General features: G+C 72.3%; 14 protein-coding genes and 1 pseudogene. 5 read left to right on the top strand and 10 right to left on the bottom strand.

What is annotated here, in order from left to right; genetic code table 11:
• Positions 1-178 precede the first annotated feature (178 nt).
• The 3 genes and pseudogenes from ACFV4P_RS23525 to ACFV4P_RS23535 form a co-directional block, all read right to left on the bottom strand.
• Positions 179-943 carry a TIGR04222 domain-containing membrane protein gene (locus ACFV4P_RS23525; RefSeq protein ID WP_380474100.1) on the bottom strand — a complete coding sequence of 255 codons (765 nt, stop codon included), beginning with the start codon at positions 941-943 and terminating at the stop codon, positions 179-181.
• Between the two features lie 80 nt (positions 944-1023).
• Positions 1024-2115: a TIGR04222 domain-containing membrane protein gene (locus ACFV4P_RS23530; RefSeq protein WP_380474103.1), complete on the bottom strand. Its 1092-nt coding sequence runs from the start codon at positions 2113-2115 to the stop codon at positions 1024-1026.
• 50 nt (positions 2116-2165) lie between these two features.
• A pseudogene (locus ACFV4P_RS23535) lies at positions 2166-3444 on the bottom strand (DUF692 domain-containing protein).
• A gap of 197 nt (positions 3445-3641) precedes the next feature.
• On the opposite strand from ACFV4P_RS23535, the gene ACFV4P_RS23540 reads away from it, so the two are divergent.
• Entirely contained in the window at positions 3642-4550 is a 909-nt protein-coding gene (locus tag ACFV4P_RS23540; RefSeq protein WP_380474106.1) for a GNAT family N-acetyltransferase, read from the top strand.
• Between the two features lie 25 nt (positions 4551-4575).
• Here the strand turns inward: ACFV4P_RS23540 and ACFV4P_RS23545 are convergent, their stop codons facing one another.
• From ACFV4P_RS23545 to ACFV4P_RS23565, 5 genes are all read right to left on the bottom strand, one after another.
• Entirely contained in the window at positions 4576-6723 is a 2148-nt protein-coding gene (locus ACFV4P_RS23545) for a restriction endonuclease (protein ID WP_380474109.1), read from the bottom strand.
• Positions 6724-6744: 21 nt separating this feature from the next.
• Positions 6745-7149, bottom strand: coding sequence for a peptide-methionine (R)-S-oxide reductase MsrB (gene msrB, locus ACFV4P_RS23550; RefSeq protein WP_073814902.1), 405 nt, complete (start codon positions 7147-7149; stop codon positions 6745-6747).
• 27 nt (positions 7150-7176) lie between these two features.
• A complete protein-coding gene (gene murC, locus ACFV4P_RS23555; RefSeq protein ID WP_380474112.1) occupies positions 7177-8583 on the bottom strand; it encodes a UDP-N-acetylmuramate--L-alanine ligase in 1407 nt (468 codons plus the stop codon).
• A 94-nt stretch (positions 8584-8677) separates the two neighbouring features.
• A complete protein-coding gene (locus ACFV4P_RS23560; protein ID WP_143200346.1) occupies positions 8678-9142 on the bottom strand; it encodes an indole-3-glycerol phosphate synthase in 465 nt (154 codons plus the stop codon).
• Positions 9143-9274: 132 nt separating this feature from the next.
• A complete protein-coding gene (locus ACFV4P_RS23565; RefSeq protein ID WP_380474114.1) occupies positions 9275-10051 on the bottom strand; it encodes a pyrimidine reductase family protein in 777 nt (258 codons plus the stop codon).
• 264 nt (positions 10052-10315) lie between these two features.
• Here ACFV4P_RS23565 and zapE point away from each other — a divergent pair, with 264 nt between their 5' ends.
• The 4 genes from zapE (at position 10316) to ACFV4P_RS23585 (ending at position 15381) form a co-directional block, all read left to right on the top strand.
• Positions 10316-11272, top strand: a complete 957-nt coding sequence (gene zapE / locus ACFV4P_RS23570; RefSeq protein WP_380474537.1) for a cell division protein ZapE — start codon at positions 10316-10318, stop codon at positions 11270-11272.
• A gap of 35 nt (positions 11273-11307) precedes the next feature.
• Positions 11308-13398 carry an excinuclease ABC subunit UvrB gene (gene uvrB / locus ACFV4P_RS23575; RefSeq protein ID WP_380474116.1) on the top strand — a complete coding sequence of 697 codons (2091 nt, stop codon included), beginning with the start codon at positions 11308-11310 and terminating at the stop codon, positions 13396-13398.
• A gap of 177 nt (positions 13399-13575) precedes the next feature.
• Positions 13576-14154, top strand: a complete 579-nt coding sequence (locus tag ACFV4P_RS23580; protein ID WP_380474119.1) for a TerD family protein — start codon at positions 13576-13578, stop codon at positions 14152-14154.
• 243 nt (positions 14155-14397) lie between these two features.
• Complete coding sequence (locus ACFV4P_RS23585; RefSeq protein ID WP_380474121.1) at positions 14398-15381, top strand: TerC family protein; 984 nt, start codon at positions 14398-14400, stop codon at positions 15379-15381.
• 56 nt (positions 15382-15437) lie between these two features.
• On the opposite strand, the gene ACFV4P_RS23590 is transcribed toward ACFV4P_RS23585, so the two are convergent.
• Both ACFV4P_RS23590 and ACFV4P_RS23595 read right to left on the bottom strand, forming a co-directional pair.
• Complete coding sequence (locus ACFV4P_RS23590; protein ID WP_380474123.1) at positions 15438-16091, bottom strand: MBL fold metallo-hydrolase; 654 nt, start codon at positions 16089-16091, stop codon at positions 15438-15440.
• Positions 16092-16135: 44 nt separating this feature from the next.
• A complete protein-coding gene (locus ACFV4P_RS23595) occupies positions 16136-16885 on the bottom strand; it encodes a maleylpyruvate isomerase family mycothiol-dependent enzyme (RefSeq protein WP_380474125.1) in 750 nt (249 codons plus the stop codon).
• Positions 16886-17097 lie beyond the last annotated feature (212 nt).

The raw sequence follows: 17097 nt of genomic DNA on the forward strand, positions 1-17097 counted from the left end.
GTGCGAAGGCACGGCGGCGGCTGTCGGTGTGTCGGGGTGCGGTCGGGGGCGTTCTGCAGGTCGTCGATGACCAGGTCGGGCAGCCGCAGCCGGTAGTCGACCGGGATGGTGGAGCCGTCGTCCCACCGCGCTGGTGCGGCGTCGGAAGTGGGCCCGGCCGGCTCCCGGCGGGCCGGGTCTAACGATGGATCAGCGCGGCCCGCAGGCGCGGGTCCTGGACGGCCTCGGGGCCGCGCATCGCGACCGCCGTGAGCAGGTCGTCGGCGGCGCCGGCCCGGCAGAGGTGCGGGCGGCCCAGCGCGCGCAGCAGGTGCTGGCCGGCCGGGGCGGCCCACGCGGTGTAGGCGTGCACGTCGACCCGGGCCATCAGCAGGGTGCCGCCGGTCAGCACCAGCGGCAGGGCGTACCAGGCGACGGCCGTCCGGGCGGACCGGCCGTCGGCGTTCAGCACCACCGTGACCAGCAGCATCGCGACGGCCGTGAGCAGCGCGTACCGCACGTGCCCGACCGCTCGGCGGGCCCGGTCCCGGAGTGCCGCGGGCGTCGCCAGCCCGGCCAGGGCGAGCCGGTCGCCGATGTCCCGGACGGTCGGGTGGGTGGCCAGTGCGGCCTTCAACTGGGCGGTGCGGCACTGGCCTTCGGGGCCGATCGCGGTGATCAGCGCCCGCTCCAGCCGGCCCCGGTCGAGCGGGTCGACCACCGTCGTCCACCCGGTGTGCGCCAGGTGCAGCCGGCCCAGCCCGGCCATCCGGACCAGCGCCAGATCGACCACCCGGGCCGGACCGCCCGCCAGGTACGCGGTCTCGTACAGGCCGATCCCCGTGGCCCGGTCGGCGGCCGGCAGGTGCTCGACGAGCGCGTCGGCGATCGCGGCGACCCGGACCAGGCGCAGACAGGACAGCACCGCGGCGGCACAGGTCGGGATCAGCAGCAGCACCCACATGGTGTTTGTTCTAGTCCCGTGTGCACGGCAAACGGAACTGATCCACCTGCCGCGATACCGAACTGTGACACAGGATTCGTTCAGGAACCGCAGCCCCCGCCGCCCCCGCAGCTCGAACCGGACGACCCGCACGAGCTGGACGAACCGCACGAGTGCGAGGAGCCGCCGCAGGAGTGGCCGCCCGAATGCCCGCCCGAATCCCCGCCGGAGGACGAGCCGCACGAGTGCGAGTGCCCGCCGCCGGAGTGGCCGCCGCCCGAATGCCCGCCCGAGTGGTTCGAGGACGAGCCGCAGGCGTAGGACGCGGCCCCGCACCACGCGTTGCCCGCGGCCGCCGACCCGCCGGCCAAGCTGCCGACGGACCGGCGGCCCGCCTTCGTCAGCCGGACCGGCCAGGCCACGGCGCCGCCGAACGCCTCGCGCAGCAGGTGCTCCTCGTCGGTCAGCGCGGCGGCCCCGTCCAGGGCGAACGCGCCGACCAGCGCGGCGTGCTCCCCGCTCACGTCGCGCGGACGCCACGGGGTGGTGCCGCGCACCAGGCGCAGCTGGCGCAGCCCGGCGGGCGTGATCGGCGCCTTCGGGGGCCGCCCGATCACCAGGTACAGCGCGGCGATCATGGCCAGCGCGCCGAACGGGAAGAACGGCGGAGCGCTTGAGTCCCGCGCCGGCCCGGACAGCCACTGGAGGGTGGCGGCCGTGCCCAGCGCCAGGGTGACCACCAGTGCGAGCACCACCAGCCGGCGGGCCCGCCAGGCGGCCCTGATCGCGGTGGGCCGGCGCAGCAGGCCGCGGGCGGCCAGCGGGTCGCCGATCCGCTGCACGTCCGGGCTGCCCACCACGGAGGTGCGCAGCACGGACAGGTCCCGCCCGGTGCGGCCGCCGACCGCGGTGATCAGCACGGACTCGACGGCGTCGCGCGGCTCGCTGTCGGTGACCGTCACCCGGTGGGCCCGGGAGATCACCACCCGGCCCTCGCGCTCCATCCGGACCAGCGCGGTGTCCACCGCCCGGGCCGGGCCGCCGGCCAGGTACGCGGCCTCCAGCAGCAGCATGCCGCGTCCGGGCAGGCCTTTCGGTTCGGTGACCCGGCGGCAGCGCCGGTTGAAGACCGTGGCGACGGCCACGGCCGACGCGACCAGGGCCAGGGCCACGACGAACTGGGTGTTCCACATTCCCCCGACGTCCTTTCGTGCGGTGGTGCGGGATGGCGGCGGTGCGGCGGCTACCCGTGCGCCCGGGCGGTGCGGCGCGGCAGCAGGCGGGCCCAGCGGCGGGCCGTCGGGTGGAGCAGGCGGTGCAGTGCCGGGTGCCACGGCGCGGTGGGCGCGGCGTCCAGTGCCCAGTCGGCGAAGGCGCGGGCGTCGGCCCGGTAGCCGCCGGCGAGCGGGCGGTCGGTGGCGTAGCGGCGGAACAGCGGCGCGAAGTCCGCGCCGAGCAGCTCGGGAAGGTCGGGCATCAGATGGCCGACGGTCTCGCGGCGCTTGGCGAGCAGGCCCTCGGCCTGGATGCGCAGGTGCGCCGGGTCGAAGCCGGCGGGCGCGGGGCCGCCGGCCACCAGTGCGGTCAGCAGCTCCTCCTGGCGTGCCGCCAAGTGGCGGCGGGCCAGGGCGAGTTCGGCGTCGGTACGGTCACGGATCAGGTATTCGTCCCGTTCGGACAAGGTCGGGCTCCTCCCGATGGGCACGGGCCCTGCGATGGACCCGGCGGATGGCGTCGAGTTCGGCGGACAGTTCGGCGGGCGGCGGGTAGGCGCCGTCCCGCTCCAGCAGCACCCCGGGCGGGTCGGTGCGTTCGCACAGTGCGGCGAGCACCTCCAGCACGGGCGCGGTGACGGGGTGGGTGTGGGTGTCGTGCCAGACGCCGTCACGCTCCACCCCGCCCGCGACGTGCACGTAGGCGAGCGCGTCCAGCGGCAGCCGGTCGAGTTCGGCGGCCGGGTCGACGCCCAGGTTGACCCGGTTGGTGTGCAGGTTGGCGACGTCCACCAGCAGGTGCACGCCGGTGCGCTCGACGAGCTCGGCGAGGAACTGCGCCTCCGTCAACTCGTCGCCCGGCCATGCGAGATGGGCGGCGATGTTCTCCAGCGCCAGCGGCACCGGCAGCTCCTGCTGGGCGATCCGCACATTGGCCGCCACCACTCGCAGCGCCTCCCGGGTCCGCGGCACCGGCAGCAGGTGACCGGCCTCCAGACCGCCCGCCCGGACGAACGCCAGATGCTCGCTGACCAGCGGCGAACCCAGTGCCTCGGCGACCGACGCCAGCCGGGCGACGCGCGCCGGAGCGGGCTCCGCGGCGTCCCCGAGCCCCAGCGAGACACCGTGCGGGACGACGGTGACGCCCCGGGCCCGCAACGCCACCAGCGACGGCGGCAGATGATCGGCGCAGACGTTCTCCGCGACCACCTCCACCCAGTCCAGCCCGGGCAGCCGCTCGACGGCGGTGTCGATCTCGGGGCGCCAGCCAAGACCCGTGCCCAGCCGCGGAATTCCGTGCGACGACATATTCCACCCCTTCCCGCCGGGCCTTTCGACGGCCTCGGTCCCCCCTGCCGAGGGTGTATCCGGTCGGGCCCCGTGCCAAGCGGGACACCGGAAACTCAGAGCTGAACTTGAGCTTTCCCGCCCACTGAACACCACGGCCCGCAGGTGGGGGAAATTCAGCGGCGCGCAGGCGAACGACTGACTAACGTGACATGCCTATGACTTCGATGCCGTACCACATCCGCCCGTTCGTTCCCGAGGACGCCGCCGGGGCCACCGAGGCCTACCGGGCCGGCCGACCGCACCTGGTCATCACGCCCGAGGTGACCAACTGGCTCGTCGGCCTTCCGCACTACCACCTGCTGGTCGCCGAACGCGGCGGGCAGGTCGTCGGCTCCGCGAGGTTCGGCCCGGTCACCGAGAGCACCACCCCCCACCAGGGCTTCCTGAACGTCAGCGTGCTGCCCGAGCACCGCGGCGCGGGCATCGCCACCGCGCTGCTCACCGCCGCCGAACGCGAACTCGCCGCGCTCGACGTCCGCGACGTCCACGGCTGGGCGGACGGCACCCCCGAAGCCCTCGGATTCGCCGCCGCGCGCGGCTACCGCCGCGGCCGCCGCGCCCAGTTCGCCGGCCGCGACCTCACCGTCCCGCTCCCGCCGCTGCCGCCCACCCCGGCCGGCATCGAACTGCGCACCGCCGCCGACTTCCTGGACGACCCCTACCCGATCTACCTGGTCGACATCGACGGCACCCGCGCCGAACCCGGCGACCTCGCCCTGGAGGACCAGTCCTACGAGGGCTGGCTCGCCGAGATCTGGCAACGGCCCGACCAGGACCACGCCTTGACGTCGGTGGTGCTCGACGGCGGCGAGGCCGTCGCGTTCTCGGCGGCCCAGACCGACGGGCGCAACTACTGGTCGGCCTTCACCGCGACCCGCTCCACGCACCGCGGGCGCGGGCTGGCCAAGCTCGCCAAGGCCCATGCGCTTCGGCGCGCCCAGGAACGGGGGCTGGCGGCCGCGTACACCAACAACGACGGGGACAACGCGCCGATGCTCGCGATCAACGACTGGTTCGGGTACCGGGTCTGCGCGGAGGAGTGGAAACACAGCCGGACGCTGTAGCGCAGGGGAGCCCCTGGTGGTGCCCCTACTCCACCTCGACGCCGTGGTCGCGGGCCAGGCCCGCGAGGCCGTCGGACCAGCCCTGGCCGACGGCGCGGAGTTTCCAGCCGTCGGCGGGGTGGCGGTAGAGCTCGGCGACCAGCATCGCGGAGATGGCCGGGTCGGTGGGCGGGCGGAAGAGCCAGCGGGCGGGGCCGGAGACGAGTTCCACGGTCGGGTCCACCAGATCGGCACAGGTGGCGTCGGTGTCGGCGTCGAGGTTGACCGAGATCGCGACCCGGTGGATCGCGGCCGGCAGCCGCGCCGTGCGGACGGTCGCGCTGCCGTCGCCCGGCTCCAGGGTGACGGCGCCGTTCTCGGCGGTCGGCTGGTGGTAGAAGACGAAGTCCGCGTCGGCCCGGACCTTGCCGCCGGTGTCGAGCAGCAGCAGCGTCAGGTCGGCGTCCGCGCCGCCGGCCCGGAAACGCACCCGCACCTCGCCGTCGGGCAGCACGGTGTTCTGGCCGGGCGTCAACTCGACGGCGGCCGGCTCCTCGGCGCGCTGCGCCGGGATCTCGGCGGGGCCGAGCCGCCCCGGGAGGCCGTGTTCGCGGAGCAGGGTGAGCAGCATCGGGCCGTCCACCAGGGTGAGCGGCTGGCCCTCGGCGTGCTTGCGGGAGCCGGGGCCGAAGCCCGAGGTGGTGACCAGGATGCCGCGGTTGGCGCCCTGGCGGCGCATGGTGGACTCCAGGTCGCGGACGGCGCTGGGGGAGACGGTGTGCCGGTAGCGCTTGGCCTGGATGACGATCTTGCCGCCGGTGATCGGGTCCGGGTCCTCGGCGAGGACGTCCACGCCCTCGTCCCCGCTGCGGGCGGTGGTGCTGGTGCGGAAGCCGCGGCGGCGGAACAGTTCGGCGATCAGCTTCTCGAACTCGATCGGGTCCATCGCGAACAGGTCCGGCTCGTCGCCGTCGACGGCGGAGGTCGCGGCGGCCGGGATCGCGGCCACCGTGTCGGCCTTCTCGGGACGGGCGGAGAGTCGGCCGCCGAGCGCCTCCAGCAGGCAGTCCAGTGGGGCGACCCGGTCCAGCGCCAGTCCGGCGAAGGTCTCCCGGTCGACCTCGACGGCCAGCAGGCAGCGGTCGCCCTCCTGGCCGGTCGCCGGGTCCGGGGCCACCACGACGCCGTTCAGGCCGACCGAGGCGATCAGCCCGCCGGTGTCGGCCCGGAACACCTCCGCCAGCACCCGCAGCGCGCACTGCGCGAGCACCTCGCGGTAGATCTCCTTGCGCTGGGTGGCCGGTCGCGCCACCTCGTCCTCGCGGTCGTCGGAGCGGACGTACCGGTACCGGCCGACGGAGGGCACCACGTCGAACGGGGGCAGCTCCCACCGCACCACCAGGCGGCGGGTGTCGGCGTCCCAGGAGGTCTCGCCGTCGGTGGGGAAGTCGTCCGGCCAGTCCTCCCGCCAGTCGATCACCGCCTCGAAGTACTCGGCGACCGCCGCCGCCTCGCCCGCCCGCAGCCGTGCTTCGAGCCGGCCCGCCTGGGTGCTCTGCCCGGCCAGCAACCGGTGCCGTTCGGCCGCCCATGCGTCGTACTGGGCGCGGTAGTCGGCGAGTTGACGCTGTCGCTGCTGCTCGGCCGCCCACGCCGCCTGCCAGTCGTACTCGAACCGGGCCCGCGCGTGCGCGGCCTGCTCCTCCCACTGGCGGCGGGCCGCCGGGTTGTACGCCTGCGCGCCCGTCAACGGCGGCACCAGGTACCAGTTCTGATCGGGCATCGGCACCGGCGTGCCCAGCGGACCCGGGTCGAACGGCGGAATCGCGCCCTGCCCGCCCCGGCTCTGCTCCGCCAGCGAGAACCCGGGCCCGGCCAGGCCCGCCGCCAGCACGCCGCGCAACTCGGCCACCCGGTCGTCCAGTTCGGCCGTCCGACGGGCCGCGTCCGCGTCCCGCTGCTGCTGGTACGCCTTCAGCGCCTCGCGCTCGCCCCGGGCCGCTGCCCGCTGCGCCTCGCGCTGCGCGCGCTCGTGGTCGCGCTGCTGCGCGGCCGCCGCCTTCCGCTGCGCCTCCACGCGGCGGTGCTGCTCACGCTGCGCCTCCGCCAGTACCGACCACACCCCGGAAGACCGCCGCCGCGCCACGCCCGCCCCACCCACGTCCAGACCGATCGAGAGCGACCAGTCTTCCACGGGGGCGGGCGTGGTCGCGCCCTACTCGGCGGGCTTCAGCCGCAGCGAGATCGAGTTGATGCAGTACCGCTGGTCGGTCGGCGTGCCGTAGCCCTCGCCCTCGAACACGTGCCCGAGGTGGCTGCCGCAGCTCTTGCACCGCACCTCGACCCGGCGCATCCCGAGCGTGCTGTCCTCCAGGTACTCCACCGAGTCCCCGGCCAGCGGCGCGTAGTACGACGGCCAGCCGCAGTGCGAATCGAACTTCGTCTCGCTGCTGAACAGCTCCGCCCCGCACGCCCGGCAGCTGTACACGCCGACCGTCCTGGTGTCGGTGTACTCGCCGACGAACGGGCGCTCGGTGCCGGCCTCGCGGAGCACGTGGTACTCCTCGGGGCTCAGCTCGGCGCGCCACTCGGCGTCGGACTTCTCGACCTCGTAGCTCACGACACTCTCCAGGGCTCGCCGTTCGACTCAGACAGCAGGTGCAACGTCCGCCAGGGCGGCCAGAATTTCCGGGCCCAGGTTGGTGACGTCGCCCGCGCCCATGGTCAGCACCAGGTCGCCGGGCCGGGCCAGGGCGGCCAGCACGGCGGGCGCGGCGGCGAACTCGTGCTCGGCGCGGACGTCCGCACCGGCCCGACGGGCCGCGTCGATGATCAGCTCGGCGGTGACGCCCGGGATCGGGTCCTCGCGGGCCGGGTAGATGTCCAGCACCACCGAGCCGTCCGCCAGCGCCAGCGCCCGGCCCATCTCCTCGGCCAGCTGCTGGGTGCGGGAGAACAGGTGCGGCTGGAACACCACCAGCACCCGGGCCTCGCCCGCGGCCTCGCGGATCGCCTCCAGGTCGGCGGCCATCTCGGTCGGGTGGTGCGCGTACGAGTCGATCACCTGCACGCCGCGGGCCTCGCCCTTCAGCTGCAGCCGCCGCTTCACGCCGGTGTACGCGCCAAGCGCCTTCGCCAGCCCGTCCGCCGGAACGCCCAGCGCGACGCCCGCGGCCAGCGCCGCCACCGCGTTGTGCGCGTAGTGCCGGCCCGGCACCGAGACGGTGAACGCCAGCTGCTCGCCGCCCAGTTCGACCGTCACCTCGCTGGTCATGCCGCGCGCCGCCACCGACAGCACCCGCACGTCCGCGTCCTCGGCCGCGCCGACCGTCACCACGTTCAGGCCCTCGCGCCCGGCGACCCGGCGGGTCAGCTCCCGGGCGCCCTCGTGGTCGGCCGACACCACCAGGGTGCCGCCGGGGACGATCCGGCCGACGAAGGTCTCGAAGGACTCGTAGATCTCCTCCATCGACGCGTAGTTGGCGTGGTGGTCCAGCTCCACGTTGAGGACGATCGCCACCTCGGGCGCGTACTTGTGGAAGCTGCGGTCGCTCTCGTCCGCCTCCGCGACGAAGATCTCGCCCGCGCCGTGGTGCGCGTTCGACCCCGGCAGGTCCAGGTCGCCGCCGATCGCGTACGACGGCTCCAGACCCAGCTCGCCCAGGCTGACCGCCAGCATCGAGGTGGTGGTGGTCTTGCCGTGCGTGCCCGCCACCGCGAGCGCCCGACGGCCGCCCATCAGCGCGGCCAGCGCGTCCGAACGGTGCACCACCGGGACGCCGCGCTCCTGCGCCGCGACCAGCTCCGGGTTGTCGGCGCGGATCGCGCTGGAGACCACCACGCTGCTCGTCCCGGCCGGCAGGTGCTCGGCCGCGTGGCCGACGTACACCGTCGCGCCCAGTTCGCGCAGCGCCCGCACGGTCTCCGACTCCTTGGCGTCGCTGCCCGAGACGGTGGCGCCGCGCACCGCGAGGATCTTCGCCAGGCCGGACATGCCGGCGCCGCCGATGCCGATGAAGTGCGGGGCGTGCAGGTCGTGCGCGGCGTCGTTCAAGGCTGCTCCGTACAGGCGAGGTCGGAATGGGTCGTCCCGCGGCCCGCTTGCAGGGCGGTGCCACGGGACGATTCTGCCCTAATCGGGAGGGCGGTCAGGAGTCGCTGGCGAACAGCTTGAGGACGGGGACGCCGACCTCGTGCCGGGCGCGGGAGGCCCAGTCGCGGTGGAAGAACTCCTCGACGAAGTGCGGCGAGGTCAGCACCAGCACCTCGTCGGCCCGGAACTCCTCGACCACCTCGCGCAGACGCACCAGCGGCTGCTGCTCGACCACCTCGCCGACCGCCTCCGCACCGGAGCGGCGCAGGTGGCGCAGGCTGTGCTCCAGGGACTCCCCGGCCAGGGTCGGTTCGTCGCCGGCGGCCTCGTCGTGCTCGTGCACCGCCTGGTCGAGATGGCCGAGGGCCACATCGTCCAGGGCACGCAGCAGTTCGTCCTGCTTGCCGCGCGGTTGCATCAGGACGACGAAGGACACCTTCTCCTCGCCGTGGAGCGTGGTGACCAGTTCCACGTCGGCGTCGGAGAGTGCCTTTTCGATCATCAGTACGGTCTTGAACACGCGAGTCCCTTCGCTGGTACGGGCCCCCGGGTCCGGCTCCACAGCCCCTCCTTCATAGTGCCCGGAGGAAGGATTCCTCACGCTGCACACGCGCCACATGGAACACGTGGTCCACATCGGTCAGGAAGTGGCTCAGGTGAGGGCGGGGTCGCTCGGCGAGCGGTCCGGATCGGTCGACCGCAGATAGCGGGTGAAGAGGAAACCTTTCTCCTCGATCAATGACACCAGCCGCATCCGCCGGACGTCCGCGATTTGCGGGCCGTTCACGATCCTCGGTGAATCACCGCCCGTGACCAGAGGGGCCACCGAGAGGCACAACTCGTCCAGCAGACCGTCCGCCGCGAGCTGCCCGAGCAAGCGGGGACCGCCCTCCGTGAGCTGCCGGCGCCAACCACGCTCCGTGAGCGCCGCCACCGCCCGGGGGAGGTCCACCGAGCCCGTTCCTGCGGTGATCACATCGGCGACCTCGGCGGTCCGGGCCAGCTTCTCGGCCGGGGCGTCCGAGACGGTGATCACCGCCGTCGGCACCAGCGGGGACGTGAACAGCGGGGCGGACAGGTCCAGGTCGAGGCTCCGCGACACCACCGCGATCACCGGCGCGGGCAACTGGCCCGCGGCCCGCCGCCGCTCGGCGAACTCCGCCCGCGCACGACCCGGCCGGTACCCCTCCGCCCGCACCGTCTCGGCACCCACCAGCACCACGTCGCACAGCGCCCGCAGCACGCCGAAGATCCGCTTGTCCGCTTCGCTGGACAGGCCGTCCGAGAGGCCGTCCAACCGGGCGGCGCCGTCCAGCGACGCCACCATGTTGGCCCGCAGCCAGGGCGTGTCCGAGGGGTACGCGTACGCCTGGGCCAGCCACTCCAGGGTGCCGGGGGTGCCGGGGGTGCTGCCGAGAAGTTGCTCCATGGCACCGAGTCTTCCAGGCCCCCTGCTGGGTCGCGCCCACGTGCAGGTCATTGTCCTGCGTCGCGATCTTGCCGTCGGGAGCCTTCCGCTTCGCGCAGTTCCCCGCGCCCCTGGTGGCGCATCCCCAGCGCCCGCGCCCCGGGTGCGGGCCCACCTGTACGCTTATCGTCTGTGTCTGCACCTGCCTCGGAGTCCGAAATCCGTACCGTGACAGCCCTCGCCTCTCGGCGGCCGGTGGTCCCGGCCGAGCGGCTGGTGGCCGAGATGGTGCCGCCGCCGCGGTTCGCCGGCGTGAGTTTCGGCAGTTATCTGCCGGATTCGTCGCAGCCGAGCCAGTACGAGGCCGTGCAGATCCTGGAGGGTTTCGCGGCGAGCCTGAACGCGGGTGCGGAGCCGGCGAAGCGCGGGTGGTTCCGGCGGTCCGCGCCGGTGCCGAGCGGGCCGGCGGGGATCTACCTGGACGGCGGGTACGGCGTAGGAAAGACGCATCTGCTGGCCTCGTTGTGGCATGCGGTGCCGGGGCCGAAGGCGTTCGGCACCTTCGTCGAACTGACCAACCTGGTCGGCGCGTTGACGTTCCAGGGCGCGGTGCGGACGCTGAGCTCGCACCGCTTGCTGTGCATCGACGAGTTCGAGCTGGACGACCCGGGCGACACCGTGCTGGTGTCGACGCTGCTGAGCCGGCTGGTGGAGAACGGCGTCAAGCTCTGTGCGACGTCGAACACGCTGCCGGAGAAGCTCGGTGAGGGCCGGTTCGCCGCCGCGGACTTCATGCGGGAGATCCAGGGCCTGTCCGGGCACTTCCGCCCGGTGCGGATCGACGGCCAGGACTACCGCCACCGCGGTCTGCCGGCCGCGCCGCCGCCGTACACCGACGCCGAGGTGACCGCGCGGGCCGAGCAGACCCCGAACGCCTCGCTGGACGACTTCGACGTGCTGCTGGAGCACCTGAAGGAGGTGCACCCGAGCCGCTACGGCGCGCTGCTGGACGAGGTTGGCGCGGTGTTCCTGCGCGGGGTGCGGCAGGTCGACGACCAGGCGACCGCGCTGCGGCTGGTGGTGCTGGCGGACCGGATGTACGACCGGGAGCTGCCGATCACCGCGTCCGGTGTGCCGTTCGACCAGGTGTTCACCGAGGAGATGCTGCGCGGCGGCTACCGGAAGAAGTACCTGCGGGCGGTCTCCCGGCTGGTCGCGCTGGCCCGGGACTCCGCCAAGTAGTCCGGACTGTCGGTGGCCGGTCGTACCGTGGAGTGGTGCGTCCCATCACGAGTATCGAGCGGTCCGTGGCGCCTTTCGAGGTCGTCAGCCCCTTCCAGCCCAATGGTGACCAGCCGGCGGCCATCGCCGAGCTGGAACGCCGGATCCGCGCCGGGGAGAAGGACGTCGTCCTGCTCGGCGCGACCGGCACCGGCAAGTCCGCCACCACCGCGTGGATGATCGAGAAGCTCCAGCGCCCCACCCTGGTGATGGCGCCGAACAAGACGCTGGCCGCGCAGCTGGCGAACGAGTTCCGCGAGCTGCTGCCGAACAACGCCGTCGAGTACTTCGTCTCGTACTACGACTACTACCAGCCCGAGGCGTACGTCCCGCAGACGGACACCTACATCGAGAAGGACTCCTCGATCAACGAGGAGGTCGAGCGGCTGCGGCACTCCGCCACCAACAGCCTGCTCACCCGGCGGGACGTCGTGGTGGTGGCGTCGGTGTCGTGCATCTACGGCCTCGGCACGCCGCAGGAGTACGTCGACCGGATGGTGCGGCTGAAGGTCGGCGAGGAGGTCGACCGGGACGCCCTGCTGCGCCGCTTCGTGGACATCCAGTACACCCGCAACGACCTGGCGTTCAGCCGCGGCACCTTCCGGGTGCGCGGCGACACCATCGAGATCTTCCCGGTGTACGAGGAACTCGCCGTCCGGATCGAGATGTTCGGCGACGAGATCGAGGCGCTGTACACGCTGCACCCGCTGACCGGCGAGGTGATCAGCCAGGACGACTCGGTGCACGTCTTCCCCGCCTCGCACTACGTGGCCGGCCCGGAGCGGATGGAGCGGGCGGTCCGCGACATCGAGACCGAGCTGGAGCAGACCCTCGCCCGGATGGAGAAGCAGGGCAAGCTGCTGGAGGCCCAGCGGCTGCGGATGCGCACCACCTACGACATCGAGATGCTCCGCCAGATCGGCACCTGCTCGGGCGTGGAGAACTACTCGATGCACTTCGACGGCCGCGAGCCGGGCTCGCCGCCGAACACGCTGCTCGACTACTTCCCCGAGGACTTCCTGCTGGTCATCGACGAGTCGCACGTGACGGTCCCGCAGATCGGCGCGATGTACGAGGGCGACGCCTCGCGCAAGCGCACGCTGGTCGAGCACGGGTTCCGGCTGCCCTCGGCGATGGACAACCGGCCGCTGAAGTGGGAGGAGTTCCAGGAGCGGATCGACCAGACCGTCTACCTGTCGGCCACCCCCGGCAAGTACGAACTGGCACGCGGCGACGGGCAGGTCGAGCAGATCATCCGCCCGACCGGCCTGATCGACCCCGAGGTGATCGTCAAGCCGACCGAGGGCCAGATCGACGACCTGGTGCACGAGATCCGGCAGCGGGTGGAGAAGAACGAGCGCGTCCTGGTCACCACCCTCACCAAGAAGATGGCGGAGGACCTCACCGACTACTTCCTCGGCCTGGACATCCGGGTCCGCTACCTGCACAGCGACGTCGACACGCTGCGCCGGATCGAGCTGCTGCGCGAGCTGCGGGCCGGCGAGTACGACGTGCTGGTCGGCATCAACCTGCTCCGCGAGGGCCTGGACCTGCCCGAGGTGTCGCTGGTGGCGATCCTGGACGCCGACAAGGAGGGCTTCCTGCGCTCCGGCACCTCGCTGATCCAGACCATCGGCCGTGCCGCGCGAAACGTCTCCGGCCAGGTGCACATGTACGCCGACAAGATCACCCCGGCGATGGACCTGGCGATCTCCGAGACCAACCGCCGGCGCGTCGTCCAGCAGGCGTACAACGAGGAGCACGGGATCGACCCGCAGCCGCTGCGGAAGAAGATCGGAGACCTGCTCTCCACCATGGCCGGCGAGGACGTCGACACCGAGGAACTGCTCGCCACCGGCTACCGGCAGCAGGGCAAGGGCAAGGCCGCGGTGCCGTCGCTGGGCATCGACCGGAAGCCCGCCAAGAGCCTGCCCGCGGCCGAACTCGCCCAGCTGATCCAGGACATGACGGATCGCATGCACACCGCCGCCGCCGAGCTGCAGTTCGAGGTGGCGGCCCGGCTGCGCGACGAGGTCAAGGAGCTCAAGCGCGAGCTGCGCCAGATGCGCGAGGCCGGCATGGCCTGATCCGGGCGGTCCGAAACGGCCGCCATGTCGTGGTTCTGCCACAGTCTCGCCGTCCCGGACCGGGGCGGCGGGGCGGCGGCGTAGGGTGGTGCGCGACCGGCCTGGGGCCAGGACGCTCCTGTCGCGGCCGGTCGCGTGCGAGAGGCCGGGGCAGCCCGGAGGAATGGGGTGGTCGGGGTGTCGGTGAGCCTGGCGAAGGGGCAGAGCGTCAGCCTGGAGAAGTCCAACGGCGGGACGCTGAGCGTGGTCCGGATGGGCCTCGGCTGGAAGTCCGCCCCGGGCAAGCGCGGCTTCTTCAGCCGCCGCCCGAAGGACATCGACCTGGACGCGTCCGCCCTGCTGTACGACGGCAGGACGATGAGCGACGTGGTGTTCTTCTCGCACCTGGTCAGCAACGACGGCTCGGTGCAGCACACCGGCGACAACCTGGTCGGCGGCGCGGGCGGCGTGGACGACGAGAGCATCCTGGTCGACCTGACCAAGGTGCCGCGCCGGGTCACCCAGATCGTGTTCACCGTCAGCTCGTACAGCGGCCAGAACTTCCTCGAGGTGCAGAACGCGCACTGCCGGCTGGTCGACGAGACCACCAACCAGGAGCTGGCCCGCTACGAGCTCACCGGCGGCGGCACCCACACCGGGCAGATCATGGCCAAGGTGGAGCGGGACGGCGCGGGCTGGAAGATGACCGCGATCGGCGCTCCCGCCACCGGCCGCACCTTCCGGGACATGCTGCCGTTCATCGAGCCGTTCCTGTAGGCCGGTAGGCCTGTAGTCCGGCAGTCCGAGAGCGGCCCTTTACCTTCTTTACCTTCCCTTGGCGTTCCTGTTACTCTCGACGGGAGCGGAGGGGAGTATTCCCCGTTCAGTGACCCCGTCATCACGGCTGCCCGTCGCGGCATCCCGGGGCACTGGTCGCGCGGCGCCGACCGATGGGCGCGCCGTGCGGCGGAAGAGACCTCCGGCAGTGACGATGTTCGCCTAGCTGCCGGAGGAGCAGTCATGGACGTTTCCGCAGGCCTGTGGGCCGGCACCATTGCGGTGCTGGCCCTGTTGATCCTGGCCGATTTCTTCATCGGCGGTCGCAAGCCGCACGAGGTCTCCCTCAAGGAGGCCGGGATCTGGACGGCCGTCTGGGTCGTGCTGGCGGTGCTGTTCGGCGGGTTCCTGTGGTGGTACGGCGGCGGCCAACCGGCCGGGGAGTTCTTCGCCGGCTACATCACCGAGAAGTCGCTCAGCGTCGACAACCTGTTCGTGTTCATCCTGATCATGGGCAAGTTCGCGGTGCCGAGGATCTACCAGCAGCGGGTGCTGATGTTCGGCGTGATCATCGCCCTGGTGCTCCGGGCGATCTTCATCGCCGGCGGCGCGGCGCTGGTCTCCAGCTTCTCCTGGGTGTTCTTCATCTTCGGCGGGTTCCTGATCTGGACGGCCTGGAAGCTGCTCAAGGAGGCCCGGGCCGAGGAGGAGGGCGAGGAGGACTTCGAGGAGAACCGGCTGCTCAGGTCGATCCAGAAGCGCGTCCCGTCCACCGACCGGTACCACGGCACCAAGCTGTTCATCCGGGAGAACGGCCGCCGGCTGATGACCCCGATGCTGATCGTGATGATCGCGATCGGCACCACCGACGTGCTGTTCGCGTTGGACTCGATCCCCGCCATCTTCGGTCTCACACAGGACCCGTACATCGTCTTCACCGCCAACGCCTTCGCGCTGATGGGTCTGCGGCAGCTGTACTTCCTGATCGGCGGGCTGCTGAAGAAGCTGGTCCACCTGTCCTACGGCCTGTCGGTGATCCTCGGCTTCATCGGCGTGAAGCTGGTGCTGCACGCGCTGCACGAGGCCGGGGCGCACGTCCCGGAGATCAGCATCCCGGTGTCGCTGGGCTTCATCCTGCTGACGCTGGCGGTCACCACCGTCACCAGCCTGATCGCCGCGCGCAAGCAGGACGACGACTCCGACAGGCCGGAGAAGATCGACGCCTGACCGGCAGCGCACGAAGGAGGGCCCCCGCCTCGGCGGGGGCCCTCTTCCCGCGCCGTTCACCAGCCGCGTTCGCGCCACTCCGGCAGGTGCGGGCGCTCGGCGCCGAGCGTGGTGTCGCTGCCGTGGCCGGGGTAGACCCAGGTCTCGTCCGGGAGGACGTCGAAGATCTTCCGGTTGACGTCCCGGAACAGCGAGTCGAAGGCCTCCGGGTCGCCCCAGGTGTTGCCCACCCCGCCCGGGAACAGGCAGTCGCCGGTGAACAGGTGCGGGTGGCCCTGCGGGTCGTCGTAGACCAGCACGATCGCGCCCGGGGTGTGGCCCACCAGGTGGCGGACGGTCAGCTCGATCTGCCCGACCCGGAGCACCGAGCCGTCCTCCAGCGTGACGTCGGTGGGCACCTCGATGCCCTCCGCGTCGATCCGTCCGGCGGCGGTGCGCGCCCCGGTGGCGGCGACCACCTCGGCCAGCGCGCCCCAGTGGTCGTGGTGACGGTGGGTGGTGACCACCATGGCCAGCCGGTTGCCGACGGTCTCCAGCAGCACCGGCGCGTCGGCGGCCGCGTCGATCAGCAGCTGCTCGTCGGTGGCCCGGCAGCGCAGCAGGTAGGCGTTGTTGTCGTACGGTCCGACCGCCACCTTGGTGATGATCAGGTGGGCCAGCTCCCGGACGTCCGGTGCACCACCGACCTTGACCGTTCCGTGGTACGTCATCACGCGCTCCTCGCTGCCGCTGGGTGTCCCGTCAACCGGCACCATCATCCCATCGGGGGCAGCTGGGGGAGGGCGGTGCGCGCGTCGACCAGGTGGCCGTCGCGGTGGACCTGCAGGCCGTCGCCGTCCGAGCGGCCCGACAGCCAGCCGGTGAGCGCCCGCACCGGGCCCTCCACGGTCAGCTCCGGCTCGCCCGCGCCGCCGAGCCGGGCCTCGACCCCGGCGTCCTCGGCGATCAGCCGGAGCACCGGGAGGCCCTCCAGGGCGCCGAAGTGGGTGCCCAGGCGGTGGAACTCGGCGACCGCGAACTGCTCCGGCCAGTGCGCCGGGGTGTAGCCGGCGTTCAGGTCGACGTGGTGGTACTCCAGCTCGGCCAGCCGCTTGCCGGGCAGCTGCCAGGCCGGGAACCGGTAGCCGGAGCGGTGGGTCAGCACGGCCTGCCAGTGCTCGGGGGCGAGCAGCCGGGCGGCGTCCACGAAGCGCTGCTGGCTCTCGCGGACGTCGGCCAGCTGCACGTCCAGCGGCCGGCCGGAGCCGGCCTCGATGTCGGCGTCCCGGGCGGCCGCACTGGCGTACTGGGGAAGGTCCTGGCCGGTACGGGCGTTGTTGAGCAGGATCACCAGGGAGTCGGCGTTGCGGGCGATGTGCGTCAGCACGTGGCCGCGGGTCCAGCCGGGCAGGGCGGACGGTTCGAACAGCGCTTCGGGCTTCAGCTCGGCCAGGGTGTGCAGCAGTTCGTCGGTGCTCTCGACAGTGGCCCGCAGCTGCTCGGCTGCGGTGGTCGCGTCGCTCATCGGGTGGTGCCTTTCGACGGTCGGTGGAGCGGTTCCAGGCGTTCTCGGCCGCCCCGAACCGTTGCCGGGGGCGGTTGTCAGTCGTTGACGCTACCGTCGGCGGCGGGTGCCGTTCACTCGTCCGGGTGGACCCCGCTGGACAGGTTCGAAATTCGAACACATGAGCTAGTACGCTGGCGGGCGCATCCTGGAAGAAGCAGAACTCACATTTC

Source organism: Kitasatospora sp. NPDC059795, assembly GCF_042732175.1.
Taxonomy (GTDB): domain Bacteria; phylum Actinomycetota; class Actinomycetes; order Streptomycetales; family Streptomycetaceae; genus Kitasatospora.